The organism is Pseudomonas sp. NPDC087639 (genome assembly GCF_044743385.1).
Classification (GTDB): Bacteria; Pseudomonadota; Gammaproteobacteria; order Pseudomonadales; family Pseudomonadaceae; genus Aquipseudomonas.
In genome coordinates, this window is the sequence record NZ_JBIUWI010000070.1 from 1 (window position 1) to 25,796 (window position 25,796).

The window sequence follows — 25,796 nt, forward strand, 5'->3', positions numbered from 1 at the left end:
GCCATGGCCCTCAAGCCGGACGTGATCACCATGGACTACGAGATGCCAATGATGGACGGCATCACGGCAGTGCGGCACATCATGCAGCGCTGCCCGACCCCGGTGTTGATGTTCTCCTCGCTGACCCACGAAGGCGCCCGGGTAACCCTGGATGCGCTGGATGCCGGCGCGGTGGATTTCCTGCCGAAGAATTTCGAAGACATCTCCCGTAACCCGGAGAAGGTCAAGCAACTACTGTGCGAGAAGGTTCACAGCATCTCGCGCAGTAACCGTCGTTTCAGCGCTTACAGCGCGCCAGCCCCGGCCGCAGCGCCTGCACCTGCGGCAGCTCCGGCTGCGTCGAGTTACAGCAGCCACAGCACTGCTGCTCCGGCACGTCCGGCACCCGCGCCTGTTCCTGCTCGCGCATCGGCTGCCAGCGCTTCGTCGCCGGCACCGAAACGCAAGGCCTACAAACTGGTTGCCATCGGCACGTCGACTGGCGGCCCGGTTGCCCTGCAACGAGTATTGACTCAGTTGCCGGCGAACTTCCCGGCACCGATCGTGCTGATCCAGCACATGCCGGCGGCGTTCACCAAGGCTTTCGCCGAGCGTCTGGACAAGCTCTGCCGCATCAGCGTCAAGGAAGCCGAGGATGGCGACATCCTGCGTCCGGGCCTGGCGCTGCTGGCTCCGGGTGGCAAGCAGATGATGATCGACGGCCGTGGTGCGGTGAAAATCCTCCCGGGCGATGAGCGTCTGAACTACAAGCCGTGCGTGGACATTACTTTCGGTTCCGCCGCGAAATCCTACGGTGACAAAGTTCTGGCGGTCGTACTGACCGGCATGGGCGCCGACGGCCGCGAAGGCGCGCGTCTGCTCAAGCAGGGCGGTAGCTCGGTGTGGGCGCAAGATGAGGCAAGCTGCGTGATCTATGGCATGCCGATGGCCATCGTCAAAGCCGACCTCGCTGATGCGGTGTACGGTCTGGACGATATCGGCAAGCACATCGTCGAGGCCTGTATCTGATGGATGTTCTAAGCCTTATCGGCATCATCATGGCGTTCGTCGCCATCATCGGCGGCAACTACCTTGAAGGTGGTCACCTCGGTGCGCTGGCCAACGGCCCGGCGGCGCTGATCGTAGTGGGCGGCACCATCGGTGCTGCGCTGTTGCAATCACCGATGAGCGCGTTCAAACGCGCCATGCAGATCCTCGCCTGGATCTTCTTTCCGCCGCGTGTGGATCTGGCCGGCGGCATCGACCGCGTGGTCAACTGGAGTCTCACCGCACGCAAGGAAGGCCTGCTGGGTCTGGAAGGGGTGGCCGATGCCGAACCCGACAGCTACTCGCGCAAAGGTCTGCAACTGCTGGTCGACGGCGCCGAGCCGGAAGCGATCCGCAGCATCCTTGAAGTGGATTTCTACACCCAGGAAGCCCGCGACATCGAAGCGGCCAAGGTCTTTGAAAGCATGGGCGGCTACGCGCCGACCATCGGCATCATCGGCGCGGTGATGGGCCTGATCCACGTGATGGGCAACCTTGCCGACCCGACGCAGCTGGGTAGCGGCATCGCCGTGGCATTCGTCGCGACCATTTACGGCGTGGCCAGTGCCAACCTGATCCTGCTACCGGTGGCGGCCAAGTTGAAGTCAATCGCGTTGCGGCAGTCGCGTTATCGCGAAATGTTGTTGGAAGGCATTCTGTCGATCGCCGAAGGTGAAAACCCACGCTCCATCGAGTTGAAGCTTCAGGGCTTCATGGATTAAGGGAATAACCTCATGGCTCGTCGCAGACATCAGGAAGAACACGTCAACCACGAGCGCTGGCTCGTTTCCTACGCGGACTTCATTACCTTGCTGTTCGCGTTCTTCGTGGTGATGTACTCGATTTCGTCGATCAACGAAGGCAAGTACAAGGAAATTTCCGAAGCGCTGGTCGGGGTCTTCAAGGATTCCGACCGCGCGCTCAAACCGATCCCGATTGGCGACGAACGACCGAAGACCGTGACCCCGGCCAAGCCGCTGGTCAAGGACGCCGAGCAGATCGACGCCGGTATCGCTGGTGCCAGCGATCCGCTGAAAAGCATTGCCGACGATATCAGCGCGGCGTTCGGCGACCTGATCAGCTCCAACCAGATGACCGTGCGCGGCAACGAGTTGTGGGTCGAGATTGAACTCAACTCCAGCCTGTTGTTCGGCAGCGGTGACGCCATGCCGAGCGACATTGCGTTCAACATCATCGACAAGGTTGCGGCGATCCTCAAGCCGTTCGACAACCCGATCCACGTCGAAGGTTTTACCGACGATCAACCGATCCGCACCGCGCAGTACCCGACCAACTGGGAGCTGTCCTCGGCGCGCTCGGCGAGCATCGTGCGCATGCTGGCGATGCAGGGTGTGAATCCCGGCCGTCTGGCTTCGGTGGGTTACGGTGAGTTCCAGCCAGTGGCCAACAATGCCACCGCCGAAGGTCGCGGGAAAAACCGTCGTGTGGTGTTGGTGGTGTCGCGCAATCTCGATGTACGCCGCAGCCTCACAGGCACCGGAACCGCCAACGCGCAACCGGATGCCGCACTGAAGCGCGCTGGCACACAAACTGCACCGACCCCGGTCAAGACGCCGGGACGCGAGAGTGCCGTCAATTCTCCGTCGCCCGCATTAATACGCTGAGCCATGTCTCGGTCGAGCATCTCGGCCGGGAGGAAAGAAACGAATGAGAGTCTGGGCAGTCGCCAATCAAAAGGGTGGTGTTGGTAAAACCACATCTTCCATCGCTTTAGCCGGTTTGCTGGCAGAGGCGGGCAAGCGCGTGGTTGTGGTCGATCTCGACCCGCACGGCTCGATGACCAGCTATTTCGGTTACGACCCCGACAGCCTGGAACACAGCAACTACGACCTGTTTCTGCACAAGGGCACCGTGCCGCAAGGCCTGCCGGGGCAACTGTTGCTGTCGACCAGTGACGAACGCATTTCCCTGTTGCCGTCCAGCACCGCGCTGGCCACCCTCGAGCGTCAGTCGCCGGGGCAGAGTGGTCTGGGCCTGGTGATCGCCAAGAGTCTGGCGCAGCTGTGGCAGGACTTCGATTACGCCGTTATCGACAGCCCGCCGTTGCTTGGCGTGCTGATGGTCAACGCCCTCGCGGCGAGTCAGCAACTGGTGATCCCGGTGCAGACCGAACACCTGGCCGTCAAAGGCCTGGAGCGCATGGTCAACACCCTGGCGATGATCAACCGCTCGCGCAAACAGGCGCTGCCTTTCAGCATTGTGCCGACGTTGTTCGACCGCCGTACTCAGGCATCGCTGGGCACCTTGCGTGTGTTGCGCGACAAATTCCCGGACGAGATCTGGCAGGGTTACATCCCGGTCGATACTCGTCTGCGCGACGCCAGCCGCGCCGGTGTCACGCCTTCGCAATTCGACGGCAAGAGCCGTGGTGTGCTGGCTTACCGTGCGCTGCTCAAACATCTGTTGGCGCAACAACTTGTTCCGCAGGTGGCTTGAGCATGAATCGGCCGCTGAAATCGACGTCGAAGCCGCAGTTGGCGTTGCAGTCTTATCTGGACAGTTTGTTGGAGGAGATTCCCGACGAATTGCCGGCGCAGATTGCGGCACAGCCTGAGGTGATTGAAAGCGCTGAAGCGCTGGATGAATTCCAGGCTGCCGTGCTGGAAGAGCAGGCGCGTGATGCGCAGAAAGCCGCCAAACCTGTCACGCCGGTTGCCGCGCCTGCGATGGCGCCAGTTGCCAAAGCGCCGGTGGCGTTGATCGAAGAAGCCGAACCGGTTCGCGCATCGGTCTCGACATTGGCACCGCTGCTGCAAACTCAGTTGCTGAAGACCACACCGGAACCGGCAGTGGTCGAGCCTGCGCCAGTCGTGCCCGCACCCGTCGAACAGACGCTGGTGCCGCCACTGGTGGAAGTGCATCTGCCGCCGAGCAACACGCCGCCGCCGGTGGAAACCGACGGCCGTCCGGCCTGGGCCTCCGAAGCGTTCGAATGTTTGCTGTTCGACGTTGCCGGTCTGACCCTTGCCGTGCCGCTGGTGTGCCTCGGCTCGATCTATTCGCTGGCCGGTCACGAGCTGACACCGCTGTTCGGTCAGCCGGAATGGTTCCTCGGGATTCTGCCGAGCCAGGCCGGCAACCTGAAAGTGTTGGACACCGCGCGTTGGGTCATGCCGGATCGTTATCGCGATGACTTCCGTCAGGGTTTGCAGTACGTGATTTCGGTACAAGGTTACGAGTGGGGCCTGGCGGTGCATCAGGTCAGCCGTTCGTTGCGTCTTGATCCGAATGAAATCAAATGGAGAAGTCACCGGGGTCAGCGGCCATGGCTCGCCGGCACCGTGATTGAGCACATGTGTGCATTGCTGGACGTTTCCGCACTGGCCGAGTTGATCGCCAGCGGTGGGGCAAAGCACTTGGGCGGCAGCAAGCCGCTACATAAACCGACATAGCAGCCGACATAACAATCAGGCGACGGCATTGTTGAATGCCGCCACACAGAACACACACCGCTCAGTGCGGTTTTTTCGAGGGGTCAGGGTATGAGTAGTCAGGCGACGAATGCAAAAGGTTCTGAAGATCCGATCCTGCAATGGGTGACCTTCAAGCTGGACAACGAAACCTACGGCATCAACGTGATGCGCGTTCAGGAAGTGCTGCGCTACACCGAAATCGCTCCGGTGCCGGGCGCGCCAAGCTACGTGCTGGGCATCATCAACCTGCGCGGTAACGTGGTCACGGTAATCGACACCCGTCAGCGCTTCGGCCTGATGAATGCCGAGATCAGCGACAACACCCGTATCGTCATCATCGAAGCCGACAAGCAAGTGGTCGGGATCATGGTCGACAGCGTGGCGGAAGTGGTTTACCTGCGTCAGTCGGAAATCGAAACCGCACCGAACGTCGGTAACGAAGAGTCGGCCAAGTTCATTCAAGGCGTGTGCAACAAGAACAACGAACTGCTGATCCTGGTCGAACTGGACAAGATGATGAGCGAAGAAGAATGGTCGGATCTGGAGAACATCTGATTGATTCTCGAGGTTGCGGTCATTGTCCTGTTCCTCTTCTGGGCAGGCACGCTGGCGATGTTTCTGGCGTACATCAAGGCGCAGCGGGTCATCGCTGCGCAACAGGCTCAGGGCGATGCGCTGCGTGATCAGCGCATCAAGGACCTGGCCAAGCGCGTTGACGACTACCAGAATGGCAATGTGCACATGGGCGAGGCCCTGCACGAGCTGCGCGCGGTAGTCGGTCCGTTGCCGGACAAAATTGTTCAGCTGGAACAGCGCGACCCGTCGAGTCTTTCGTTCGCCCAGGCGGCGAAACTGGTGGGCATGGGCGCGAGCGTTGATGAACTGACTCAGTCCTGCGGTTTGACCCAGGCTGAGGCGGAGTTGATGCGCAAGTTGCACAAGAGCTGATTTTTGCGCTCAAGCTCAAAGCGCTATTCGCGAGCAGGCTCGCTCCCACATTCGATCGCATTCCTCCAGTAGGAGCGCGGCCAAATGTGGGAGCGAGCCTGCTCGCGAAAGCGCCTTTGAAACCTCAGTAATCATCCCCGCGATCGGTGACGTCCTTCTCGACCATCGGCGCATCCGGATCCCGTCCCTCGGGGAATTTCCCTTTCAGATTCCACGCAAACGCGATGATCTCGGCGATCGTGCGGTACAGCTCCTCGGGAATGCTGTCGCCCAACTCCATCCGCGCCAGCAAGCGCACCAATTCGGCATTCTCGTAAATCGGCACTTCGCAGTCGCGCGCGATTCGCAGGATTTCTTCGGCCAGTTCTTCGTCGCCCTTGGCGGTGAGGGTCGGGGCGTGGTTGCCGTCGTACTTGAGGGCGATGGCCTGGCGTGGAGCGGTAGTGTCATTCATGCGGTTTCGTCGACCCAGCGGTGTTCGAGGCGGGTTTGGTTGCCTTGCGGCGGGGTGCCGAGGTGGCAGTCGAGATCGCCGACATTCAAGCCGCGATCCAGCAGACGCTGACGCAGCGCGGCCAGATTGTTTTCGATCAGGTCGGCGGTGTACGGTCGTTCGGCCCACAGCTGACTCGACAGACTGCCGGCGATCAACTGCGCCTGAATCTGCATCGGCCCGAGCGGCTCCATGTCGAACGCCAGATCGACGCGCCACAGTTGTTGCTTCGGTTCGCGTTCGTCGCGGCGCTCGTCGGGTTGGGGGTCTTTCTGCGGCGCTTCTTCGCGCTGGAACTTGACCTGCAATGGCACGATGTCCTGCAAGTTGCGCATGGGGATTTCCAGTTGCCAAGTGCTGAGCAGGCGGCCGTCATCGGTGACGCCGGTCTGTTCCAGGCTCGACAGTTGATGGCTTTGCAAGCGCGATACCGCAGCGGCGGCGAGGCGCAGCAATTGCTCCAGATCGCCTTCGCCTTCCAGGCTTTGCAGCAAGCGGTCGGGCAGGGGGAAGCTGCTCGGCACGGGTTTCGCGCTGACCTGGCCGAGGGTGCCGAGTGCGTTGCGCACGAAGCTCGGCAGCGCCTGCGCCAGGGTGTTGGCGGCGATGATGGCGTTGAAACTGGTGCTGCTCGGCAGGCCCGGGGTCAGTTGTGCGATCAGCTTGAGCAGATCGGCTTTCATGTCCGGGGCCAGCGTAGGGTTTTGTCCGGTGAGCAGTTTGGCTTCGAGGAAGGCGCCGCTGTTGGCCAGCGCCAGGGCGACACCTTTGGCAGTGCTCATCTGCTGCACGTCTGGCAGGCTGGCGAGCAGTTTGTCGACCACGGCGCGCAAATCCGCCGATGTCTGATCGGTGGCTGGCGGCAGGCTTTGCAGCGCATTCAACAAACCGTTCAGCGACGCCTGGCGACTCTGCTGGCCGACCAGTTGCTGACTCACCGCCAATTGTTCCTGACGGTTGCTCAAGGGCACGAACTTGAGGGTTTGCGAATCCTGCACCAGCGCCGAGAGCAAAGTCCCGATGCGCAACGGCTGCGGGCTGTCGATCGTCAATGTGCTCCCGCTCAACGCCGTGTTGAGCAAACTGACCATCGAACGAAAAACCGTCGCTTGCCCCGGCGTCTGTGGCAATGCCTGCGACGTCACGACTTTGCCTTGCAGCAGCGTGCCCACCGGCAATTGCGCAGTATCGATGCGGGTGAGGGTGGCGACGCTGCTGGCAATCGCCTGTTGTACGGTAATCGCCAGATTACCCGCTGACGGTTGAGTGATTGCCAGACTGGTGCCTTGCGCCAGCGGTAGATTGCTGGTCGCTTGCACGGTGGTCTGGCGGCCGCTGTCCAGTGTCACCTTCAGCAACAATTGAAAGGTCTGATCTGCCTGTTTAAGCGACAACACCTCAGCCTTGGCGCTTTGTCCGGCGCCAATCAAGCCTTCGACTGGCGTCAGCAGCTTGAGCAGTTCGCCGACCTGCGGGCGAGCGGTCGCCGGGGTGGTTGGCGGGAGCGGGAGGATGTTCATTTCGCCTGTCATACGCGGACACAACCTGAGGAAATTGCACTCTTGAGAGTAAGGCACGGCATGTATAATGCCGCCCGTCTTGCGCTTCGTTCAAAAAAACATAGCAATTGTTTGACGCAGCTCTCTAGATCGAGCCGTCAATGCATCTATGCTGCATCTCTTTAACGGCCGCGCCAGAGCCGACTTGAACCGTATAAGGCCCGTGATCCCTTGACCAGTCCTGTCCTGCAAACCGTTGCCCTCGCGTGTGAGCGAGACCTGCGACTGCTCTTCGAAAATCTCGAATTGAGACTGGCCAGTGGCGATATGGTGCAGATCAGCGGTCCCAACGGCAGCGGTAAAACCAGCCTTTTGCGATTGTTGTCCGGTTTGATGCAACCGACCAGCGGCCAGGTGTTGCTCAACGGCCAGCCCTTGACCGAACAGCCCGGCGAACTGGCGCGCAACCTCTTGTGGATTGGCCATGCCGCCGGGATCAAGGATCTGCTGACCCCGGAAGAAAACCTGTCCTGGCTCTGCGCCCTGCATCAACCCGCCGAACGCGAGGCGATCTGGCAGGCACTGGCAGCCGTAGGATTGCGCGGATTCGAAGATGTTCCCTGCCACACGCTTTCCGCCGGCCAGCAACGCCGCGTGGCGCTGGCGCGGTTGTATCTGGACAGCCCGCCGCTGTGGATTCTCGATGAGCCGTTTACCGCCCTCGACAAGCAGGGCGTGGCGCAACTTGAAGAACACCTGGCCGGGCACTGTGAGCGCGGCGGCCTCGTCGTCCTGACCACCCACCACACCCTGAGCCGGATGCCGGCCGGTTATCGCGACATCGATCTGGGGAACTGGGCAGTATGAGTGTGTTCGGCCTGCTGGTTGCCCGTGAGTCCCGACTGCTGTTTCGCCGCCCGGCGGAACTGGCCAATCCGCTGATTTTCTTTGCCATCGTCATCGCTTTGTTCCCGCTGGCCGTCGGCCCGGAAACTCAAGTCTTGCAAAACCTGTCCCCGGGGTTAGTCTGGGTGGCCGCACTTTTGTCGGTCCTGCTTTCGCTGGACGGGCTGTTTCGCAGTGATTTCGAAGACGGGTCCCTGGAACAGTGGGTCCTTTCGCCGCACCCGCTGCCTCTTCTGGTCTTGGCCAAGGTGCTGGCACACTGGCTTTTTTCCGGACTGGCACTGGTGTTGCTCTCGCCCTTGCTGGCGTTGATGCTCGGTTTGCCTGCCGCTTGTCTGCCGGTGTTGCTGCTTTCGTTGCTGCTGGGGACACCGGTGCTGAGCTTGCTCGGCGCGGTGGGCGCGGCACTGACGGTCGGTTTGAAACGTGGCGGCCTGTTGCTGGCGCTGCTGATTCTGCCGTTGTACATCCCGGTGTTGATCCTTGGCAGTGGCGCCTTGCAGGCGGCGTTGCAAGGCATGCCGGCGACCGGGTATCTGCTGTGGCTTGGTAGCCTGACCGCCCTGGCGATCACCCTGACACCCTTTGCAATAGCGGCTGGCCTGAAGATCAGCGTCGGCGAATAATGAGGTCTGGTTAAAATTTAACCAGCAAAGACCCTGAGACCGCTCACACTGATGAGCGGCAACCGTGATGGAAACAGTATGAACTGGACCTGGTTTCACAAGCTCGGCTCGCCCAAGTGGTTCTACGGCATCAGCAGCAAGTTTTTGCCGTGGCTGAGCATCGCTGCGTTGCTGTTGATTGGCGTTGGCGTCGTCTGGGGCCTGGCCTTCGCGCCGCCGGACTATCAGCAAGGCAACAGCTTCCGCATCATCTATATTCACGTACCTGCCGCGATGCTCGCTCAGTCGATTTACGTGATGCTCGCGGTGTGCGGCGTGGTGGGTCTGGTTTGGAAGATGAAGCTGGCCGACGTCGCCCTGCAATGCGCCGCACCGATCGGCGCGTGGATGACCGCCGTGGCGCTGGTCACCGGGGCGATCTGGGGCAAGCCGACATGGGGCTCGTGGTGGGTATGGGATGCGCGGCTGACCTCGATGCTGATTCTGCTGTTCCTGTATTTCGGCGTGATCGCGCTGGGCAACGCCATCAGCAACCGCGACAGCGCCGCCAAGGCTTGCGCGGTGCTGGCCATCGTCGGCGTGATCAACATCCCGATCATCAAATACTCGGTGGAGTGGTGGAACACCCTGCATCAGGGCGCGACCTTCACCCTCACTGAGAAACCGGCGATGCCCGCCGAAATGTGGCTGCCGCTGCTGCTGACGGTGTTGGGCTTCTACTGTTTCTTTGGTGCCGTGTTGTTGCTGCGCATGCGCCTTGAAGTGCTCAAGCGCGAAGCCCGCGCCAGTTGGGTCAAAGAAGAAGTGCAGAGCAGTCTGGAGGCCGCGCGATGAGTTTTGCTTCATTCGGCGACTTCCTCGCCATGGGCCATCATGGCCTGTATGTCTGGTCGGCCTACGGCATCTGTCTGGCGGTGCTGATCCTTAACGTGGCGGCGCCGATCGCGGCCCGCAAGCGCTATCTGCAACAAGAGGCGCGTCGTCTGCGCCGGGAGAACGGCAAGTGAATCCGCTGCGCAAGAAACGTCTGATCATCATTCTGGCCATTCTGGTCGGGGTCGGCGCTGCCGTTGGCCTGGCCTTGAGTGCCCTGCAGCAGAACATCAACCTGTTTTACACCCCGACCCAGATCGCCAACGGCGAAGCGCCGCAGGACACGCGGATTCGTGCCGGCGGCATGGTCGAGAAGGGCTCGCTGCAACGTTCCCCGGATTCGCTGGACGTCAAATTCGTCGTCACCGACTTCAACAAAGCCGTGACCATCACCTATCGCGGCATCCTCCCGGATCTGTTCCGCGAAGGGCAGGGCATTGTCGCTCTGGGCAAAATCAACGCCGACGGCGTGGTCGTTGCCGATGAAGTACTGGCCAAGCACGACGAGAAGTACATGCCGCCGGAAGTGACCAAGGCGTTGAAAGACAGCGGCCAATCCGCTCCGACCCAAGCGAAGGAGGGTTGATTGATGACTTCCGCACTTTTTATTCCCGAGCTCGGCCATTTGGCGATGATTCTGGCGCTGTGCTTTGCGCTGGTACAGGCCGTGGTGCCGTTGGTCGGTGCCTGGCGCGGTGACCGCTTCTGGATGAGTCTGGCCCAGCCAGCCGCGTGGGGGCAGTTTGCGTTTTTGCTGTTCGCGTTCGGCTGCCTGACCTACGCGTTCATGGCTGATGACTTCTCCGTCGCCTATGTGGCGAACAACTCCAATACCGCTTTGCCATGGTTTTACAAATTCAGCGCGGTGTGGGGAGCCCACGAAGGATCGTTGCTGCTATGGGCACTGATCCTCGGCGGCTGGACGTTCGCGGTGTCGGTATTTTCCCGGCAGTTGCCGCAAGTCATGCTCGCCCGCGTCCTGGCGGTGATGGGCATGATCAGCACCGGTTTCCTGCTGTTCCTGATCCTTACGTCCAACCCGTTCAAGCGCATCCTCCCGCAAATGCCCAGCAATGGCGCGGACTTGAATCCGTTGTTGCAAGACATCGGCCTGATCGTTCACCCGCCAATGTTGTACATGGGTTACGTCGGCTTTTCGGTGGCGTTCGCGTTCGCCATCGCCGCGTTGATGGGCGGTCGTCTCGACGCGGCGTGGGCCCGTTGGTCGCGGCCTTGGACGATTGTGGCGTGGGCCTTCCTCGGTATCGGCATTACCCTCGGTTCGTGGTGGGCTTATTACGAACTCGGCTGGGGTGGCTGGTGGTTCTGGGACCCGGTGGAAAACGCCTCGTTCATGCCTTGGCTGGTCGGCACCGCATTGATTCACTCGCTGGCGGTCACCGAAAAACGTGGCGTGTTCAAGAGCTGGACGGTGTTGCTGGCGATTGCCGCGTTCTCGCTGAGCCTGCTGGGTACGTTCCTGGTGCGTTCCGGCGTGCTGACCTCGGTACACGCGTTCGCCTCCGACCCGGAGCGCGGCGTGTTCATCCTGATCTTCCTGCTGTTCGTGGTCGGTGGCTCGCTGACGTTGTTCGCGTTGCGCGCGCCTGTGGTCAAGAGTCAGGTCGGCTTCAACCTGTGGTCGCGGGAAACCCTGCTGCTGGGCAACAATCTGGTATTGGTCGTGGCCGCGTCGATGATTCTGCTCGGCACCCTGTACCCGCTGATTCTCGATGCCCTGAGCGGCGCCAAACTGTCGGTCGGCCCGCCATACTTCAACGCGTTGTTCATTCCGTTGATGGCGTTGCTGATGCTGGTGATGGCGGTGGGTGTGGTCGTGCGCTGGAAAGACACGCCGGTTAAATGGCTGGCCAGCATGCTCACTCCGGTGTTGCTGGGCAGCGTCGCATTGGCAGTGGTGGCTGGCGTCGCTTACGGTGATTTCAACTGGGCCGTTATCGCCACTTTCCTGCTCGCTGCGTGGGTGTTGCTGGCCGGTGTGCGCGACATCTTCGACAAGACTCGTCACAAAGGCCTGATCAAAGGCCTGCCGACCCTGACCCGCAGTTATTGGGGCATGCAGATCGCCCACCTCGGCATCGCCGTTTGCGCGTTGGGTGTGGTGTTGTCGAGCCAGAACAGCGCCGAACGCGACCTGCGTCTGGCGCCGGGCGAGTCGATGAACCTGGCCGGTTATCAGTTTGTATTCGAAGGCGCCAAGCACTTCGAAGGGCCTAACTTCACGTCCGACAAGGGCACCATTCGGGTGATCCGCGACGGCAAGGAAATCAGTGTGCTGCACCCGGAAAAGCGTCTGTACACCGTGCAGAACTCGGTGATGACCGAAGCCGGCATCGACGCCGGTTTCACCCGTGACCTCTACGTCGCCCTCGGCGAGCCGCTGGACAACGGCGCGTGGGCCGTGCGCGTACACGTCAAACCGTTCGTGCGCTGGATCTGGTTCGGCGGCTTGCTCACAGGTGCAGGCGGGCTGCTGGCCGCACTGGATCGGCGTTATCGGGTCAAGGTGAAATCCAAGGTGCGTGAAGCGCTGGGCATGACAGGAGCGGCTGCATGAGACGTTGGTTGATGCTGGTGCCACTGGCGATTTTCCTGCTGGTGGCGGTATTCCTTTATCGCGGTCTGTACCTCGATCCGGCGGAACTGCCGTCGGCGATGATCAACAAGCCATTTCCGGAGTTTTCGCTGCCAAACGTGCAGGGTGATAAAACCCTGACCAAAGCCGATATTCTCGGCAAGCCTGCGCTGGTCAACGTCTGGGGCACCTGGTGCATTTCCTGCCGGGTCGAGCATCCGGTGCTGAACAAGCTGGCCGAGCGCGGCGTGGTGATCTACGGGATCAACTACAAGGACGTCAACGCCGATGCCTTGAAGTGGCTGGCCGAATTCCACAATCCGTATCAGTTGGACATCCGGGACGACGAAGGCTCGCTGGGCCTGAACCTCGGCGTGTATGGCGCTCCGGAAACCTTCTTCATCGATGCCAAGGGCATCATCCGCGACAAATACGTCGGCGTGATTGACGAGCAGGTCTGGCGTGAAAAACTCGCGGCCAAGTATCAGGCGCTGGTCGATGAGGCCAAGCCATGAAGCGCTTTCTAGCCGCCGTGGTGTTGGGTTTGAGTCTGGTCGGTGTGGCTCACGCCGCCATCGACACCTACGAGTTCGCCAAAGAAGGTGATCGCGAGCGTTTTCGCGAATTGACCAAGGAACTGCGCTGCCCCAAGTGCCAGAACCAGGACATCGCCGATTCCAACGCACCGATTGCGGCTGACCTGCGCAAAGAGATTTTCCGCATGCTCGGCGAGGGCAAGGACAATCAGCAGATCATTGACTTCATGGTCGACCGCTACGGTGATTTCGTCCGCTACAAACCCGCACTCAATGCCAAGACTGCACTGCTGTGGTTCGGCCCGGCCGGGCTGCTGCTCGGTGGTTTCGTGGTGATCGCGGTGATCGTTCGCCGACGTCGCGGCCAGCGCGCCGAGACCCCGCAAGCGCTGTCCATCGAAGAGCGTCAGCGCCTCGACCAACTGTTGGATAAAAACCAAGAATGATTGATTTCTGGCTTGCCGCAGGGCTGTTGCTTCTGGTCGCCCTGAGTTTTCTGCTGATCCCTGTTCTGCGTGAACGCCGCGCCCAGCGTGAAGAGGATCGTACTGCTCTCAACGTTGCGCTGTATCAGGAACGCGTTGCCGAGTTGCAGTCGCAACAGGCCGAAGGTGTGCTGGATGCCGCGCAAATGGACAGCGGCCGCGCTGAAGCTGCGCGTGAACTGCTCGCCGATACCGAAGGTGTGGCTGCGCCGCGCGTCTCGAAGCTGGGCAAACCGTTGCCGCTGCTGGCGGCAGTGCTGGTGCCGGTCTTGGGCCTGGGTCTGTATCTGCACTTCGGCGCTGCCGACAAGGTGGAACTGACTCGCGAATTCGCCCAGGCACCGCAGTCGATGGAAGAGATGACCCAGCGTCTGGAGCGTGCCGTTGCTGCGCAACCGGATTCGGCTGAAGGCCTGTATTTCCTCGGTCGCACCTACATGGCTCAAGAGCGTCCGGCGGACGCGGCGAAGATGTTCGAACGCGCTGCCAACCTCGCCGGTCGTCAGCCGGAGCTGCTCGGCCAGTGGGCGCAGGCGCAGTATTTTGCTGACGGCAAAAAGTGGTCGGACAAAATCCAGTCCCTCACCGATGAAGCGCTGAAGGCCGATCCGAAGGAAGTCACCAGCCTCGGCCTGCTTGGCATCGCCGCGTTCGAAGGCGAGCGTTATCAGGAAGCCATCGATTACTGGAACCGTCTGCTGGCGCAATTGCCGCCTCAGGATAATTCCCGTGCCGCGTTGCAAGGCGGCATCGAGCGAGCCGCAGAACGCCTGCAAGCCAGCGGCGGCAAGATCGCCCAGGCAACAGTGCCAAAAGCAGCTTTGTTGAAAGTCAGCGTCGATCTGGCCAGCGAGCTAAAAGGCAAAGTGCAACCGGGTGACAGCGTGTTCATCTTCGCCCGCGCCACGTCCGGGCCACCGGCACCGCTGGCAGCCAAGCGCCTGACCGTGGCGGATCTGCCGGTGACCGTCGAGCTGGGCGATGCCGACGCCATGATGCCGCAGTTGAAACTGTCGAACTTTCCTGAAGTCCAACTGGTTGCGCGCATCTCCCGTGCCGGTCAGCCGACCGCAGGGGAGTGGGTCGGTCGCAGCGGCCCTCTGGCCAGCAGCACCACCGCGCTGCAAAAATTGACCATCGACAGCCCGGACAAGTAACCGGGCAACACAGGAAAGCACCGCCATGCACACCCTCGCTCGAATCACGGTTCTCACATTGGCCCTGGGCCTGAGCGCATGTGCGGTGCAACCACCGGGACGGAGCACTAACCTGCCGCCGATCCCGCCATCGCAGCCGAGCCCGACCCCGTCGACCTCACCGACACCGGGCAAGAGCATCCCCGCCAAACCGGCAAAACCCGTCCCACGCACCTCGGCCAGCTTCGCCCCACCTCCCGGCGGCAACAGTCACTGGGATCAGAAACTCGGCGTCTATGTGCTCGACGACCAGTCCAACACTTTCTACCGACAGCGCACCTACTTCCGCTGGAACAATGGCTGGAGCCGCTCCGTCAGCCCCAACGGCCCGTGGGAAGACACCGATATTCACGGCGTGCCGCCGGGGTTGGGCAAGCGGTTCGGGCAGTAATGAAAAAACGGCGATCTTCGGATTGCCGTTTTGCTGTCTTCCTGGAAAGTCTTCAAAGAATCGCACGATAGCCACTGAGCGCCTGTACTGACTGAGTCAGACCTTGACGTTGCAGAAGTTGCAGAAACTGGTCTACGTCCATTGCAGGCGTTTTTAATTGCTTTCGCTGGCGCTGGGCGGCTGCGACGACAGCTGCCGAATCAAGATGAAAAAGGTTTTCAACGAATTCGTCGGGATGCTGGGCCTCGATTCCAAAAGGCGCCAGTTGCGTATCGGGAAAGTCTTTCAGGTTGAACGTCACGATCACACTGGCACCGCAGCGAATGGCAGCGGCCAGAACATGGCGGTCATCTCTGTCAGGCAACGACAGCCCGGTGACCAGGTCTTCATAGTCAAAAACACAAGCATCTGGGATCGCACGGTCCATCAGTTCCGATGTGCGATCGAGTTGCTCGAATGTCAGGTCTGTGCGGTTCTTCAGTAGATTGCGTTTCCATTCGCAGTGAATCTCCTTTGTCCATCGCGCTCGAAACCTTCCGGAGAGTGCGAGCCACATCAGAAAGTCTCTGAGTGGGGCTGGGTACAAAACACATGCATCGTATACAGCGGTGAAAGAGGAATGCCTCACTCGTATCCTGTCCTTAGCGCCTGAGCCTGCTCCGCGAGAAGCGCCATTGCCTGCTCGCTGGCGGTGTCTCGCCGGGTTTTATAGTCCATCAGATCGGCAAAACGCACACGTCGGTGCTTGCCTGTTTTGTGGTAGGACAACTCGCCGCTTTCAAGAAGTTTTATCAGGTGCGGGCGTGAGACGTTGAGCAGGTCGGCGGCTTCTTGAGTGGTCAGTTCGGCATGAATTGGTACGACCTTGACGGCGTTGCCTTCGGCCAACGCCGCGAGAATATCTACCAGCAGACGTAAGGCTGATGTGGGCAATTCAACGCGATGGCCCTCGTTTTGCTCATCGAAAATCTGGATGTGCTGGGTCTCGAACTGAGTCGCGAGGTAAGCGGCCAAAGCACGTTGGCCCTCTATGGCAGCTTTGACTTCGCGTTCAACGGGGAGGTTGAGGGAGGGATGAATAACGATCGACATGGGTTTTCCAACATTCTGAATAGACAATGTCGGAACGTTATTCGAATTAAACGAAAATCGCAATAAACGAAACGAGTGATGGTTTTGTGCTTCATCACACTCTGTAAAACAACCGGACGTCACTCTGTGGATTTCTGTACTTGAGTAAAGATAACTCTAGAGTTATTTTTGATGGGCCGAAGCAAGGAGGCGGTTGGTGCAGAGCAGACTATTGATGAAGGAGCTGGAGGAGGCAGGCTGGACGCTGGATCGGGTCACCGGCAGTCATCACATCTTCAAGCACCGTTACAACCCATACACGATTCCCGTCCCTCACCCGAAAAAGGATTTGCCGTTGGGGACGGTCAAAAGCATCAGGAGGCGTGCGGGGTTGTACAACCCGCCAGCCAGTTATGAAGGAGATCCATAATGCAATATCCAATCTGCATCGAGTGGGGCGATGAGAACACCGCCATCGGTATTCAGATCCCCGATATTCCCGGCGCCGTGACGGCGGGGGATAGCTTTGAAGATGCCTACAAGGCTGCGGTTGAGATCGCACACATCATGCTCCAGGAGATTGCGGCGGACGGAGAGTCGATTCCGATGCCGACCTCTGCTGCGGCGCATCGCAATAATCCGGAGTTCGCCGGGATGGGCTGGGGCATGCTGGAGCTGGATATCTCGCCGTACCTGGGCAAGACCGAAAAGGTCAACGTGACACTGCCTGGCTATGTGATTCAGCGAATCGACCGCTATGTGCGCGAGCACAATGTCAAAAGCCGCTCTTCCTTTCTGGCGGATGCGGCGATGGAGAAGTTGGTTCGGTATTGAAAACATCGCGGGCCAGTTGACCCGCGATGTTTTTTACGTTTTACGCAGTCGCCAGCGACCGCCCTTGCGATGCACTCAAAAACCGCAACAACGCCAACAACGGAAAAACACTGCCGACAATCACGATCCACAACCAGCCGCCATGCTCGAACACCGCGCTGGCCACCGAGGAGCCGAAGGCGCCGCCGATGAAGATGCTGGTCATGTACAACGCATTGAGGCGACCACGACTTTTCGCGTCCAGCGAGTAGACCGCACGTTGGCCGAGCACCATGTTCATCTGCACGCAGAAGTCGAGTACTACGCCGGTCACGGCCAGGCCGATCACGCTGTAGGCCGGGTGGATGAACGCGGGCAGGAAGCTCAGGCTGGCGAACAGCATGGCCAGCAGCGAGGCGATGCGGGTGTGACCGGCGTCGGCCAGGCGTCCGCTGATCGGGGCAGCGATGGCACCGATGGCGCCGACCAGGGCGAAGATCGCGATCTCGCTTTGCGACAGGCCATGGTTGCGTGCCAACTCCAGCGGCACGGCGGTCCAGAACAGGCTGAACGTGGCAAACATGCAACCCTGATAAAACGCGCGTTGACGCAGCACCGGTTGCTGGCGCAGCAGCGTCCACAGCGAACCGATCAATTGCCCGTAGGTGGCGCTGTGATCCGGTTGGCGCTTGGGCACGGTCAACGCCAACACCACGCTGATCGCCGCCATCAACGCCGCAGCAATCATGAACATCGCCCGCCAGCCTAAGTGGTCGGCGACCACGCTCGACACCGGCCGCGCCAGCAGAATACCCAGCAGCAGTCCGCCCATGATCCCGCCAACGACGCGCCCGCGAGACTCTTCCGGCGCCAGATGCGCGGCCAGCGGAATCAGGATCTGCACCGACACCGAACTGAAACCCACCAGCAGCGAGATCAACAAAAACAGGTTGGGCTGATCAGTGAACGCCGCACCAAGCAGGCTGGCAATTGCCACCACGGTGGTGATGATCATCAACCGACGGTTTTCCAGCAGATCACCCAGCGGCACCAGGAAGAACAGACCCAGCGCGTAGCCGATCTGCGTCAGCGAGACGATGAAACTGGCCATGGTGTCGGTCAGGCCGATGTCCGGCGCGATCAGGCCGATGATCGGCTGTGCGTAGTAGATGTTGGCAACGATGGCGCCGCAGCAGAAGGCGAACAGCAGCACCATGCCTCGGGTCATTGTGTGGGTTGTGGCGGTCATAAGGTTTCTCGATCCAGCGAAAGGGAATGCGGTGAGGCTAAAGGATGGGGCGAACCAGCGGTAGAAACGTCAGATCGATATCAGTTATTCCATTGCGGAATGAGTGACGCTCGGGTGGTGTCGCCCATCGGCGAACCTTGCGTCCGACCGTTGAGCGTCGATGATACATTCACTTACATCTAGTTCGATAGCGTGCTTATTTTTGCGCCAAATACTCTCCCTCCCAGAGAGGGCTGGGGTGAGCGGATTCTGGCCACGAAAAAGGCGACCTGTTGAGGTCGCCTTTTTGTTTGCCACTTAAGCCTTACTGGCCCGAGTAGATCTGATCGAAAACCCCGCCATCATTGAAGTGCGTCTTCTGCACGGTGCGCCAGTCACCAAAGGTTTTCTCCACCGACAAAAAGTCGACTTTCGGGAATCGGTCGGTGTACTTCGCCAACACCGCCGGGTCACGCGGACGCAGGTAGTTGGCGGCAGCAATTTCCTGACCTTCCGGCGACCACAGGTATTTCAGGTACTCATCAGCCGCTGCACGCGAACCTTTCTTGTCGACGACTTTGTCGACCACCGACACCGGTGGCTCGGCTTCGGCGGAGACGCTTGGGTAGATCACTTCGAACTGGTCACGACCAAATTCGCGGGCGATCATTTCTGCTTCGTTCTCGAAGGTCACCAGCACGTCGCCGATCTGGTTGGTCATGAACGTGGTGGTCGCGGCGCGACCACCGGTATCCAGCACTGGCGCTTGCTTGAACAGCTTGCCGACGAAGTCTTTGGCCTTGTTCTCGTCACCGCCGTTTTTCAGCACGTAGCCCCAGGCCGAAAGGTAGGTGTAACGGCCGTTGCCCGAGGTTTTCGGGTTCGGCACGATCACTTGCACGCCATCCTTGAGCAGGTCCGGCCAGTCTTTCAGAGCTTTCGGGTTGCCCTTGCGCACGATAAATACGGTGGCCGAGGTGAACGGCGCGCTGTTGTTCGGCAGGCGCGTGACCCAGTTGTCAGGAACCAGTTTGCCATTGTCGGCGAGGGCATTGATGTCGGTCGCCATGTTCATGGTGATGACGTCAGCGGGCAGGCCATCGATCACCGAACGCGCTTGCTTGCTCGAACCGCCGAAGGACATCTGCACGGTGATGTTTTCGTTGTGCTCGGCTTGCCAGTGTTTCTGGAACGCAGTGTTGTAGTCCTTGTAGAAATCGCGCATCACGTCGTACGAAACGTTCAGCAGAGTCGGTGCGGCTTGAGCCACGCTGCCGAAGGCAAGACCGGCGGCGAGAAGTGAGGCGCCAAAGAGTTTTTTCACTGCGCATTCCTTGTTCTGTGGGGTGTTGTGCCAAAAATGAGGCCATTTGCCAGCGACTATAACGGGGCACGCATAGTCGCTTAAAGATTAAAAAGCTCTGTGCTTATTCCATTTTCTTGAACAGCTGATTGCCACAGCGTGAGCAAAACGCAGCGCCGTGTTCATGGCTGTTTTTCTTGCACACCGGGCAGTCGTGTTGCAGTTGTTCGCCGCGCATGGCATTGGCCAGTTCGGCGGTGAAAATCCCGGTCGGCACGGCGATGATCGAGTAACCGGTGATCATCACCAGCGACGAAATCACCTGACCCAGCGGTGTCTTCGGCACGATGTCGCCGAAGCCCACCGTGGTCAGGGTCACGATAGCCCAATAGATGCCTTTGGGAATGCTGGTGAACCCGTGTTCCGGGCCTTCGATCACGTACATCAACGTGCCGAACACCGTCACCAGGGTGCAGACGCTGACCAGAAACACCACGATCTTCTGCTTGCTGCCGCGCAGCGCCGACATCAAATAGTTGGCTTGCTTGAGGTACGGGCTGAGCTTGAGCACGCGGAAAATCCGCAGCATCCGAATAATTCGAATAATCAGCAGGTACTGCGCATCGCTGTAATACAGCGCAAGTATCCCGGGTACGATCGCCAGCAAATCCACCAGCCCATAAAAACTGAAGGCGTAACGCAGCGGCTTGGGCGAGCAATACAGACGCAGGATGTACTCACCGAGAAAGATGATCGTGAAGCCCCACTCGATGTAGGCCAGCACGTCGGCGTAGTTCTGGTGAATGCTGTCGATGCTGTCGAGCATCACGATCACCAGGCTGGCGAGGATGATCAACAGCAGGATGCCGTCGAAGCGCCGCCCGGCGAGGGTGTCGCTCTGGAAAATCATGACGTAAAGCCGTTCACGCCAACTGTTGCTGCTGTCCATGGATAACGCCCGAATCGAAGATCAGCGCAGCCTAGGTTGATTCTCCCCATGAGTGCAAGACGCGTCGTCGACCGTGGCTTTGCCGAGCATCTGAATGCCGGCATGGATCAGCCAGCAGGCGAGGATGAATGGCGCGGTCAATGTGGCCAGGCCGATGGCGGCGAACAGCGGCGTGACCAGTAGCGCCACAACAATGCCGAGCAACGGCAACCAGGGTTGTCGGCGCTGGGCACTGAAGGCGAGGGCGGCAAGTATGGCGTTGTAACTGCCGAGGCCGAGCAGTGCCGCGCTGGTTTCGTGGTGCAACAGGCTCGAACCGAGGCCGACGGCAGACGCCAGCAAAGCCCAGCCGAAAGCACGACGATCAGCGAACAGCAAACCAATGGCGATCAACGCGCCCGCCAGCGGATGACCGAGGAACATCACTTGGCCCAACCCTCTGAGTTCGGCGGCGAGCAGATTCGGCGTCGTCATCTCGATGTGAGCTGTCGGCGCGGACGGCTCGGCAAAGCACAGCAGCATCCAGCTCATGCCCACGAAGGGCGCGGTGTAGGCGGGCATCGATTGGCTGAGTCGCACGCGTTTGAGCCATTGCTGAGTGGCCATCGCACTTAAGCCGCCGGCAGCGAGGATCAGCGGCGGCAGCATGGGTGACCACGGGAAATACAGGCTCAATAGCAGACCGAGCAACACGCCGTTGTAGCTGAACAGCCCGGCCTGGCGATCAGCCTTGGCGTAGTTGCGCCGTTGCGCAGTGAGCAAGCCGGCGACCGCACCGAGCAGCGCACCGGCGAATAGCACTGGCGCTGTCAGCAGGATCGCCAGCAGACACAGCAGGCCGCACAGTGGATGGCGCTGGAGGAATATCTGACTGAAACCGTTGAGCAAAGCCTCGGCCCAGTCGGGGCAGTGGGTGTTGAAGTGGTTGGCAGGCATGTTGAAAAAATCTGGGCAGTTGGAAAATCAAAAGGTCTTGCTTACCTGTGGTGAGGGGATTTATCCCCGATGGGCTGCGAAGCGGCCCCCAATCAGTGAGTGCGGTTTTTCTGTGAAAACCGTCACACCCTTAAAAGCGGTGACTGCTGCGCAGTCATCGGGGATAAATCCCCTCGCCACAGGTTTTGTATTCACATCAAAAATGTGGGTTAGATCAGCGTTTCGATCCGCAGCGAGTTGGTAGACCCCGGCTGCCCAAACGGCACACCGGCAGTGATCAACAGCGTGTCACCGCGCTCGGCCATACCTTGCGCCTGGGCGATTTCCAGCGCCGTCGAGCAAACCTCATCGACCTGCCGCAAACGATCATTGACCACCGAGTGAATCCCCCACGCCACGCTCAAGCGGCGAGCGGTCTGCAGGTTCGGCGTCAGGTTGAGGATCGGCGCTTTCGGCCGCTCCCGCGCCGCACGTAAAGTGGAAGCGCCCGACTCGCTGTAGTTGACCAGCACCGCTACCGGCAGCACGTTGCTGATACGCCGGATCGCGCAGCTGATTGCATCGGAAACCGTCGCCTCGGCTTTTGGTCGGCTGACGTCGAGTTGCGTCTGATAGTCCGGGCCATTCTCCACCTGACGGATGATCTTGCTCATCATCTGCACGGCTTCCAGCGGGTATTCACCGGACGCGGTTTCCGCCGACAGCATCACCGCATCGGCACCTTCGGCCACCGCGTTGGCGACGTCGGTGACTTCGGCGCGGGTCGGCGCCGGGGAGAAACGCATTGATTCCAGCATCTGAGTCGCCACCACCACCGGTTTGCCGAGTTCACGGCAAGTGGTGATGATGTTTTTCTGAATCTGCGGCACGCTCTCGGCCGGCACTTCGACGCCGAGGTCACCACGGGCCACCATGATCGCGTCGCTCAGTTCGGCGATTTCGCGCAGTTGCTCGACCGCCGACGGCTTCTCGATTTTCGCCATCAGAAAGGCTTTGTCGCCGATCAATTCGCGGGCTTCGAGAATGTCCTGCGGACGCTGCACAAACGACAGTGCCACCCAATCCACACCCAACTCCAGACCGAAGCTCAGGTCGCGACGATCCTTGGCCGTCAGCGGGCTCAGTTCGAGCACCGCTTGCGGCACGTTCACGCCTTTACGGTCGGACAATTCACCGCCATTGAGCACGGTGGTGTCGATCGCGTCGGTGTATTTGGTGACCACACGCAGGCGCAGTTTGCCGTCGTCGAGCAGCAGGTCCATACCCGCTTCCAGCGCTGCGATGATCTCCGGATGCGGAAGGTTCACCCGACGTTCATCGCCCGGCGTGACATCCAGATCGAGACGAAACGCCTGACCACGATGCAACTGCACCTTGCCGTCAGCGAACTTGCCGACGCGCAGTTTTGGCCCTTGCAGGTCCATCAGAATGCCCAGCGGATAATTGAGCTGGCGCTCGACTTCGCGGATCCACTGATAGCGCTTGGCGTGGTCGGCGTGGTCGCCGTGGCTGAAGTTGAGGCGGAAGATGTTGACCCCGGCCTCGACCAGTTCGCGGATGTCGTCGATGCCGTCGACCGCAGGCCCGAGGGTGGCGAGGATTTTGACCTTTTTATCAGGCGTCATGATTTGGAGTTCTCAAGGATCAGAATGGCGCGGAAGTCGTTGACGTTGGTGCGGGTCGGCTCGGTGACGATCAGTGCATCGAGCGCTTCGAAATAGCCGTAGCCGTTGTTGTTATCCAGCTCGTCGCTGGCGCTCAAACCGAGGGCGGCGGCGCGCGCGTAGCTGTCCGGGGTCATGATTGCGCCGGCGTTGTCTTCCGAGCCGTCGATGCCGTCGGTGTCACCGGCCAACGCATAGACGCCGGGCTGGCCCTTGAGGCTGTCGGTCAGGCTGAGGAGGAATTCGGCGTTGCGTCCGCCACGGCCATTGCCGCGCACAGTCACCGTGGTTTCGCCGCCGGAGAGGATCACGCACGGCGCGGCCAGGGGCTGGCCATGGTTGATGATCTGGCGGGCGATGCCGGCGTGGACTTTCGCCACCTCGCGGGATTCACCTTCCAGGTCGCCGAGGATCAGCGTGCTGAAACCGGCCTGACGGCATTTTACCGCTGCGGCATCCAGCGATTGCTGAGGGCGGGCGATCAACTGGAAATGACTGCGGGCCAGGCTCGGGTCGCCGGGTTTGACCGTTTCCGACTCAGGGCTTTGCAGCCAGTTGCGCACTGATGCGGGGATCTCGATGCCGTAACGCTTGATGATCGCCAGCGCTTCGGCGGATGTGCTTGGGTCGGCCACGGTAGGGCCGGAGGCGATGACCGTGGCGAGGTCGCCCGGTACATCGGAAATCGCGTAGGTATAAACAGTGGCCGGCCAGCAGGCCTTGCCCAGGCGGCCGCCCTTGATCGCCGAGAGGTGCTTGCGCACGCAGTTCATCTCGCCGATGGTCGCGCCGGATTTGAGCAGGGCTTTGTTGATCGATTGCTTGTCGGCGAGTGTGATGCCTTCGGCCGGCAGGGCCAGCAGGGCGGAACCGCCGCCGGACAGCAGGAAAATCACGCGGTCGTCTTCCGTCAGGTTGCTGACCAGTTCGAGCACGCGTTTGGCCACGGCCAGGCCAGCAGCGTCAGGCACTGGATGCGCAGCTTCGACCACTTCGATTTTTTCGCACGGGGCGCCATGACCGTAACGGGTCACCACCAGACCGGATACTTCACCCTGCCAGCAGCGCTCGACTACTTGCGCCATGGCGGCAGCGGCTTTGCCGGCGCCGATGACGATCACCCGACCGGTGCGATCGGCAGGCAGATGGGCTTCGAGGACTTGCTGCGGATGGGCCGCGTCAATGGCTGTGGCAAACAGCTCGCGCAGCAGTTGTTGCGGATCGACCGACATGGCGGGCTCCCGGAATTCTTGTTATTCGAAAGGGCAACTCGGAACCCTTGTGGGAGCGAGCCTGCTCGCGAAGGCGGTGTGTCAGCCAACATGGATGTTGAATGTGCAACCGTTTTCGCGAGCAGGCTCGCTCCCACAGGGTTTTGTGCAGGCTTTATTTTTTGTCGCGAATCGAGAAGTTGGCCATGTGCTCCAGACCTTTGATCAGCGCCGAGTGGTCCCAGTTGCTGCCACCGATGGCCGCGCAGGTGCTGAACACTTGCTGGGCGTTGGCGGTGTTTGGCAGGTTGATGTTCAGCTCCTTGGCGCCTTGCAGGGCCAGGTTCAGGTCCTTCTGGTGCAGGCTGATGCGGAAGCCCGGATCGAAGGTGCCTTTGATCATGCGCTCGCCGTGTACTTCGAGGATCTTCGAGGAGGCGAAACCACCCATCAGCGCTTCACGCACCTTGGCCGGATCAGCACCGTTTTTGGAGGCGAACAGCAGGGCTTCAGCGACTGCCTGAATGTTCAGCGCAACGATGATCTGGTTCGCCACTTTCGCGGTCTGGCCGTCGCCATTGCCGCCGACCAGCGTGATGTTTTTGCCCATGGCCTGGAACAGCGGCAGCGCGCGTTCGAAGGCATCGGTATCGCCACCGACCATGATGCTCAGGGTCGCGGCTTTGGCGCCGACTTCACCGCCGGACACCGGCGCGTCGAGGTACTGCGCGCCTTTCTCGTTGATCTTGGCGGCGAACGCTTTGGTGGCGGTCGGTGAGATCGAACTCATGTCGATCACGACTTTGCCTTTGCCGATACCTGCCGCAACGCCGTCGGCGCGGAACAGCACGTCATCGACCTGCGGGGTGTCCGGAACCATGACGATGATGAATTCGGCTTCCTGCGCGACTTCGCGCGGGTTGGCCAAAGCGACGGCGCCAGCGGCAACCAGGTCGGCCGGGGCCGCGTCGTGGTGCGCCGACAGGAACAGGCTGTGACCGGCTTTCTGCAGGTTTGCCGCCATTGGGTGGCCCATGATGCCGGTGCCGATAAATCCGATTTTAGCCATGAGAAAATCCTCTTGTTTTTGTCTTGCCCCCGGTTTGGAACCGATGAGCTTTTGTGGCGAGGGGATTCATCCCCGATGGGCAGCAAAGCTGCCCCAGTTTTTAGCGTGAGTCAGTACGATCCGGGGTGTCGGTTTTACGACTGCTGCGCAGCCGGTCGGGGATAAATCCCCTCACCACAGGGGATCTGGTTTCAAGTCCAGATCAAGGTTCAACACTCGAACTCAGATTGCGTTATGGGTTTTCAGCCAGCCGAGGCCCGCTTCAGTGGTGGTCAACGGCTTGTACTCGCAACCGACCCAACCCTGATAACCGATGCGGTCGAGGTGTTCGAACAGGAAGCGGTAGTTGATCTCACCGGTGCCTGGTTCGTTGCGCCCCGGGTTGTCCGCGAGCTGCACATGGTTGATCTCGCCCAGGTGCGATTGCAGGGTGCGGGCCAGATCGCCTTCCATGATTTGCATGTGATAGATGTCGTATTGCAGGAACAGATTGGCGCTGCCCACCTGCTCGCGAATCGACAGGGCGGGCGCCGGGTGGGTCAG

General features: G+C 60.4%; 31 protein-coding genes. 19 read left to right on the forward strand and 12 right to left on the reverse strand.

Annotated features, from left to right (window positions below; translation table 11 throughout):
- From ACIOVB_RS22875 to ACIOVB_RS22905, 7 genes are all read left to right on the forward strand, one after another.
- A partial coding sequence (locus ACIOVB_RS22875; RefSeq protein WP_401271671.1) for a chemotaxis response regulator protein-glutamate methylesterase occupies positions 1–1,008 on the forward strand: 1,008 nt, incomplete at its 5' end.
- Positions 1,008–1,748 (forward strand): flagellar motor protein, encoded by a 741-nt coding sequence (locus tag ACIOVB_RS22880; protein ID WP_187677395.1) that lies wholly within the window; start codon positions 1,008–1,010, stop codon positions 1,746–1,748. The genes ACIOVB_RS22875 and ACIOVB_RS22880, both read left to right, overlap by 1 nt.
- Before the next feature lie 12 nt (positions 1,749–1,760).
- The gene (motD, locus tag ACIOVB_RS22885) at positions 1,761–2,651 is read left to right on the forward strand and encodes a flagellar motor protein MotD (RefSeq protein ID WP_187677396.1); all 891 of its coding nucleotides are present in this window, start codon (positions 1,761–1,763) and stop codon (positions 2,649–2,651) included.
- Between the two features lie 43 nt (positions 2,652–2,694).
- Positions 2,695–3,483, forward strand: a complete 789-nt coding sequence (locus ACIOVB_RS22890) for a ParA family protein (protein ID WP_187677397.1) — start codon at positions 2,695–2,697, stop codon at positions 3,481–3,483.
- 2 nt (positions 3,484–3,485) lie between these two features.
- The gene (locus ACIOVB_RS22895; RefSeq protein WP_401271675.1) at positions 3,486–4,439 is read left to right on the forward strand and encodes a CheW domain-containing protein; all 954 of its coding nucleotides are present in this window, start codon (positions 3,486–3,488) and stop codon (positions 4,437–4,439) included.
- Between the two features lie 90 nt (positions 4,440–4,529).
- Positions 4,530–5,015 (forward strand): chemotaxis protein CheW, encoded by a 486-nt coding sequence (locus ACIOVB_RS22900; protein ID WP_010456928.1) that lies wholly within the window; start codon positions 4,530–4,532, stop codon positions 5,013–5,015.
- Positions 5,016–5,408 (forward strand): DUF2802 domain-containing protein, encoded by a 393-nt coding sequence (locus ACIOVB_RS22905; protein WP_401271677.1) that lies wholly within the window; start codon positions 5,016–5,018, stop codon positions 5,406–5,408. It abuts the gene before it with no gap.
- A 124-nt stretch (positions 5,409–5,532) separates the two neighbouring features.
- On the opposite strand, the gene ACIOVB_RS22910 is transcribed toward ACIOVB_RS22905, so the two are convergent.
- Positions 5,533–5,862 carry an EscU/YscU/HrcU family type III secretion system export apparatus switch protein gene (locus tag ACIOVB_RS22910; protein WP_401271680.1) on the reverse strand — a complete coding sequence of 110 codons (330 nt, stop codon included), beginning with the start codon at positions 5,860–5,862 and terminating at the stop codon, positions 5,533–5,535.
- The gene (locus tag ACIOVB_RS22915; RefSeq protein WP_401271683.1) at positions 5,859–7,433 is read right to left on the reverse strand and encodes a flagellar hook-length control protein FliK; all 1,575 of its coding nucleotides are present in this window, start codon (positions 7,431–7,433) and stop codon (positions 5,859–5,861) included. The genes ACIOVB_RS22910 and ACIOVB_RS22915 overlap by 4 nt, the downstream gene beginning before the upstream one ends.
- A 198-nt stretch (positions 7,434–7,631) precedes the next feature.
- Between ACIOVB_RS22915 and ccmA the strand changes: the two genes are divergently transcribed.
- The 10 genes from ccmA (at position 7,632) to ACIOVB_RS22965 (ending at position 15,009) form a co-directional block, all read left to right on the forward strand.
- Positions 7,632–8,267 carry a cytochrome c biogenesis heme-transporting ATPase CcmA gene (gene ccmA / locus ACIOVB_RS22920; RefSeq protein WP_187677402.1) on the forward strand — a complete coding sequence of 212 codons (636 nt, stop codon included), beginning with the start codon at positions 7,632–7,634 and terminating at the stop codon, positions 8,265–8,267.
- A complete protein-coding gene (ccmB, locus tag ACIOVB_RS22925) occupies positions 8,264–8,932 on the forward strand; it encodes a heme exporter protein CcmB (protein WP_085710502.1) in 669 nt (222 codons plus the stop codon). Before ccmA ends, ccmB begins: the two co-directional genes overlap by 4 nt.
- A gap of 78 nt (positions 8,933–9,010) precedes the next feature.
- Positions 9,011–9,766: a heme ABC transporter permease gene (locus ACIOVB_RS22930; protein ID WP_187677403.1), complete on the forward strand. Its 756-nt coding sequence runs from the start codon at positions 9,011–9,013 to the stop codon at positions 9,764–9,766.
- The gene (gene ccmD / locus ACIOVB_RS22935) at positions 9,763–9,939 is read left to right on the forward strand and encodes a heme exporter protein CcmD (protein ID WP_011333085.1); all 177 of its coding nucleotides are present in this window, start codon (positions 9,763–9,765) and stop codon (positions 9,937–9,939) included. Before ACIOVB_RS22930 ends, ccmD begins: the two co-directional genes overlap by 4 nt.
- Complete coding sequence (ccmE, locus tag ACIOVB_RS22940; protein ID WP_187677404.1) at positions 9,936–10,391, forward strand: cytochrome c maturation protein CcmE; 456 nt, start codon at positions 9,936–9,938, stop codon at positions 10,389–10,391. Before ccmD ends, ccmE begins: the two co-directional genes overlap by 4 nt.
- 3 nt (positions 10,392–10,394) lie before the next feature.
- The gene (locus ACIOVB_RS22945; protein WP_187677405.1) at positions 10,395–12,383 is read left to right on the forward strand and encodes a heme lyase CcmF/NrfE family subunit; all 1,989 of its coding nucleotides are present in this window, start codon (positions 10,395–10,397) and stop codon (positions 12,381–12,383) included.
- Positions 12,380–12,916, forward strand: coding sequence for a DsbE family thiol:disulfide interchange protein (locus tag ACIOVB_RS22950; RefSeq protein ID WP_187677406.1), 537 nt, complete (start codon positions 12,380–12,382; stop codon positions 12,914–12,916). The genes ACIOVB_RS22945 and ACIOVB_RS22950 overlap by 4 nt, the downstream gene beginning before the upstream one ends.
- A complete protein-coding gene (locus ACIOVB_RS22955) occupies positions 12,913–13,383 on the forward strand; it encodes a cytochrome c-type biogenesis protein (protein WP_095190679.1) in 471 nt (156 codons plus the stop codon). The genes ACIOVB_RS22950 and ACIOVB_RS22955 overlap by 4 nt, the downstream gene beginning before the upstream one ends.
- Positions 13,380–14,579 (forward strand): c-type cytochrome biogenesis protein CcmI, encoded by a 1,200-nt coding sequence (gene ccmI, locus ACIOVB_RS22960; RefSeq protein ID WP_401271689.1) that lies wholly within the window; start codon positions 13,380–13,382, stop codon positions 14,577–14,579. Before ACIOVB_RS22955 ends, ccmI begins: the two co-directional genes overlap by 4 nt.
- Before the next feature lie 25 nt (positions 14,580–14,604).
- Positions 14,605–15,009 carry a hypothetical protein gene (locus tag ACIOVB_RS22965; protein WP_401271692.1) on the forward strand — a complete coding sequence of 135 codons (405 nt, stop codon included), beginning with the start codon at positions 14,605–14,607 and terminating at the stop codon, positions 15,007–15,009.
- Between the two features lie 52 nt (positions 15,010–15,061).
- On the opposite strand, the gene ACIOVB_RS22970 is transcribed toward ACIOVB_RS22965, so the two are convergent.
- Positions 15,062–15,637 (reverse strand): PIN domain-containing protein, encoded by a 576-nt coding sequence (locus ACIOVB_RS22970; RefSeq protein WP_401271695.1) that lies wholly within the window; start codon positions 15,635–15,637, stop codon positions 15,062–15,064.
- Entirely contained in the window at positions 15,634–16,101 is a 468-nt protein-coding gene (locus ACIOVB_RS22975; protein WP_401271697.1) for a helix-turn-helix domain-containing protein, read from the reverse strand. The genes ACIOVB_RS22970 and ACIOVB_RS22975 overlap by 4 nt, the downstream gene beginning before the upstream one ends.
- A 196-nt stretch (positions 16,102–16,297) precedes the next feature.
- Between ACIOVB_RS22975 and ACIOVB_RS22980 the strand changes: the two genes are divergently transcribed.
- A complete protein-coding gene (locus ACIOVB_RS22980; protein WP_401271699.1) occupies positions 16,298–16,510 on the forward strand; it encodes a type II toxin-antitoxin system HicA family toxin in 213 nt (70 codons plus the stop codon).
- The gene (locus tag ACIOVB_RS22985) at positions 16,510–16,914 is read left to right on the forward strand and encodes a type II toxin-antitoxin system HicB family antitoxin (RefSeq protein WP_187677410.1); all 405 of its coding nucleotides are present in this window, start codon (positions 16,510–16,512) and stop codon (positions 16,912–16,914) included. The genes ACIOVB_RS22980 and ACIOVB_RS22985 overlap by 1 nt, the downstream gene beginning before the upstream one ends.
- A gap of 40 nt (positions 16,915–16,954) precedes the next feature.
- Here ACIOVB_RS22985 and ACIOVB_RS22990 read toward each other — a convergent pair whose 3' ends face one another.
- The 8 genes from ACIOVB_RS22990 to ACIOVB_RS23025 form a co-directional block, all read right to left on the reverse strand.
- Positions 16,955–18,142: an MFS transporter gene (locus ACIOVB_RS22990; RefSeq protein ID WP_401271701.1), complete on the reverse strand. Its 1,188-nt coding sequence runs from the start codon at positions 18,140–18,142 to the stop codon at positions 16,955–16,957.
- Positions 18,143–18,446: 304 nt separating this feature from the next.
- Positions 18,447–19,445: a sulfate ABC transporter substrate-binding protein gene (locus ACIOVB_RS22995; protein WP_401271703.1), complete on the reverse strand. Its 999-nt coding sequence runs from the start codon at positions 19,443–19,445 to the stop codon at positions 18,447–18,449.
- 103 nt (positions 19,446–19,548) lie between these two features.
- Complete coding sequence (locus tag ACIOVB_RS23000; protein WP_401271705.1) at positions 19,549–20,373, reverse strand: ion transporter; 825 nt, start codon at positions 20,371–20,373, stop codon at positions 19,549–19,551.
- Between the two features lie 21 nt (positions 20,374–20,394).
- On the reverse strand, positions 20,395–21,309 hold the full coding sequence (locus ACIOVB_RS23005; RefSeq protein WP_401271707.1) for an urea transporter: 915 nt from the start codon (positions 21,307–21,309) through the stop codon (positions 20,395–20,397).
- Between the two features lie 209 nt (positions 21,310–21,518).
- Entirely contained in the window at positions 21,519–22,934 is a 1,416-nt protein-coding gene (pyk, locus tag ACIOVB_RS23010; RefSeq protein ID WP_401271709.1) for a pyruvate kinase, read from the reverse strand.
- Positions 22,931–24,205 (reverse strand): glycerate kinase, encoded by a 1,275-nt coding sequence (locus ACIOVB_RS23015; RefSeq protein WP_401271711.1) that lies wholly within the window; start codon positions 24,203–24,205, stop codon positions 22,931–22,933. The genes pyk and ACIOVB_RS23015 overlap by 4 nt, the downstream gene beginning before the upstream one ends.
- Positions 24,206–24,359: 154 nt before the next feature.
- Positions 24,360–25,253 (reverse strand): 2-hydroxy-3-oxopropionate reductase, encoded by an 894-nt coding sequence (locus tag ACIOVB_RS23020; RefSeq protein WP_187677420.1) that lies wholly within the window; start codon positions 25,251–25,253, stop codon positions 24,360–24,362.
- 222 nt (positions 25,254–25,475) lie between these two features.
- Positions 25,476–25,796 (reverse strand): TIM barrel protein (locus ACIOVB_RS23025; protein ID WP_401271714.1); only part of this gene is annotated, 321 nt, incomplete at its 5' end.

Excerpts from the sequence above, each read along its gene's own strand:
- ACIOVB_RS23000 (WP_401271705.1), bottom strand. The coding sequence starts at position 20,373 with ATGGACAGCAGCAACAGTTGGCGTGAACGGCTTTACGTCATGATTTTC.
- ACIOVB_RS23020 (WP_187677420.1), bottom strand. The coding sequence starts at position 25,253 with ATGGCTAAAATCGGATTTATCGGCACCGGCATCATGGGCCACCCAATG.
- ccmI (WP_401271689.1), top strand. The coding sequence starts at position 13,380 with ATGATTGATTTCTGGCTTGCCGCAGGGCTGTTGCTTCTGGTCGCCCTG.
- ACIOVB_RS23005 (WP_401271707.1), bottom strand. The coding sequence starts at position 21,309 with ATGCCTGCCAACCACTTCAACACCCACTGCCCCGACTGGGCCGAGGCT.
- pyk (WP_401271709.1), bottom strand. The coding sequence starts at position 22,934 with ATGACGCCTGATAAAAAGGTCAAAATCCTCGCCACCCTCGGGCCTGCG.
- ACIOVB_RS22945 (WP_187677405.1), top strand. The coding sequence starts at position 10,395 with ATGACTTCCGCACTTTTTATTCCCGAGCTCGGCCATTTGGCGATGATT.
- ACIOVB_RS22955 (WP_095190679.1), top strand. The coding sequence starts at position 12,913 with ATGAAGCGCTTTCTAGCCGCCGTGGTGTTGGGTTTGAGTCTGGTCGGT.
- ACIOVB_RS22985 (WP_187677410.1), top strand. The coding sequence starts at position 16,510 with ATGCAATATCCAATCTGCATCGAGTGGGGCGATGAGAACACCGCCATC.
- ACIOVB_RS22895 (WP_401271675.1), top strand. The coding sequence starts at position 3,486 with ATGAATCGGCCGCTGAAATCGACGTCGAAGCCGCAGTTGGCGTTGCAG.
- ACIOVB_RS22910 (WP_401271680.1), bottom strand. The coding sequence starts at position 5,862 with ATGAATGACACTACCGCTCCACGCCAGGCCATCGCCCTCAAGTACGAC.
- ACIOVB_RS22930 (WP_187677403.1), top strand. The coding sequence starts at position 9,011 with ATGAACTGGACCTGGTTTCACAAGCTCGGCTCGCCCAAGTGGTTCTAC.
- ACIOVB_RS22990 (WP_401271701.1), bottom strand. The coding sequence starts at position 18,142 with ATGACCGCCACAACCCACACAATGACCCGAGGCATGGTGCTGCTGTTC.
- ACIOVB_RS22880 (WP_187677395.1), top strand. The coding sequence starts at position 1,008 with ATGGATGTTCTAAGCCTTATCGGCATCATCATGGCGTTCGTCGCCATC.
- ACIOVB_RS22915 (WP_401271683.1), bottom strand. The coding sequence starts at position 7,433 with ATGACAGGCGAAATGAACATCCTCCCGCTCCCGCCAACCACCCCGGCG.
- ACIOVB_RS23015 (WP_401271711.1), bottom strand. The coding sequence starts at position 24,205 with ATGTCGGTCGATCCGCAACAACTGCTGCGCGAGCTGTTTGCCACAGCC.
- ACIOVB_RS22975 (WP_401271697.1), bottom strand. The coding sequence starts at position 16,101 with ATGTCGATCGTTATTCATCCCTCCCTCAACCTCCCCGTTGAACGCGAA.
- ACIOVB_RS22965 (WP_401271692.1), top strand. The coding sequence starts at position 14,605 with ATGCACACCCTCGCTCGAATCACGGTTCTCACATTGGCCCTGGGCCTG.
- ACIOVB_RS22900 (WP_010456928.1), top strand. The coding sequence starts at position 4,530 with ATGAGTAGTCAGGCGACGAATGCAAAAGGTTCTGAAGATCCGATCCTG.
- ccmB (WP_085710502.1), top strand. The coding sequence starts at position 8,264 with ATGAGTGTGTTCGGCCTGCTGGTTGCCCGTGAGTCCCGACTGCTGTTT.
- motD (WP_187677396.1), top strand. The coding sequence starts at position 1,761 with ATGGCTCGTCGCAGACATCAGGAAGAACACGTCAACCACGAGCGCTGG.
- ccmD (WP_011333085.1), top strand. The coding sequence starts at position 9,763 with ATGAGTTTTGCTTCATTCGGCGACTTCCTCGCCATGGGCCATCATGGC.
- ACIOVB_RS22890 (WP_187677397.1), top strand. The coding sequence starts at position 2,695 with ATGAGAGTCTGGGCAGTCGCCAATCAAAAGGGTGGTGTTGGTAAAACC.
- ACIOVB_RS22950 (WP_187677406.1), top strand. The coding sequence starts at position 12,380 with ATGAGACGTTGGTTGATGCTGGTGCCACTGGCGATTTTCCTGCTGGTG.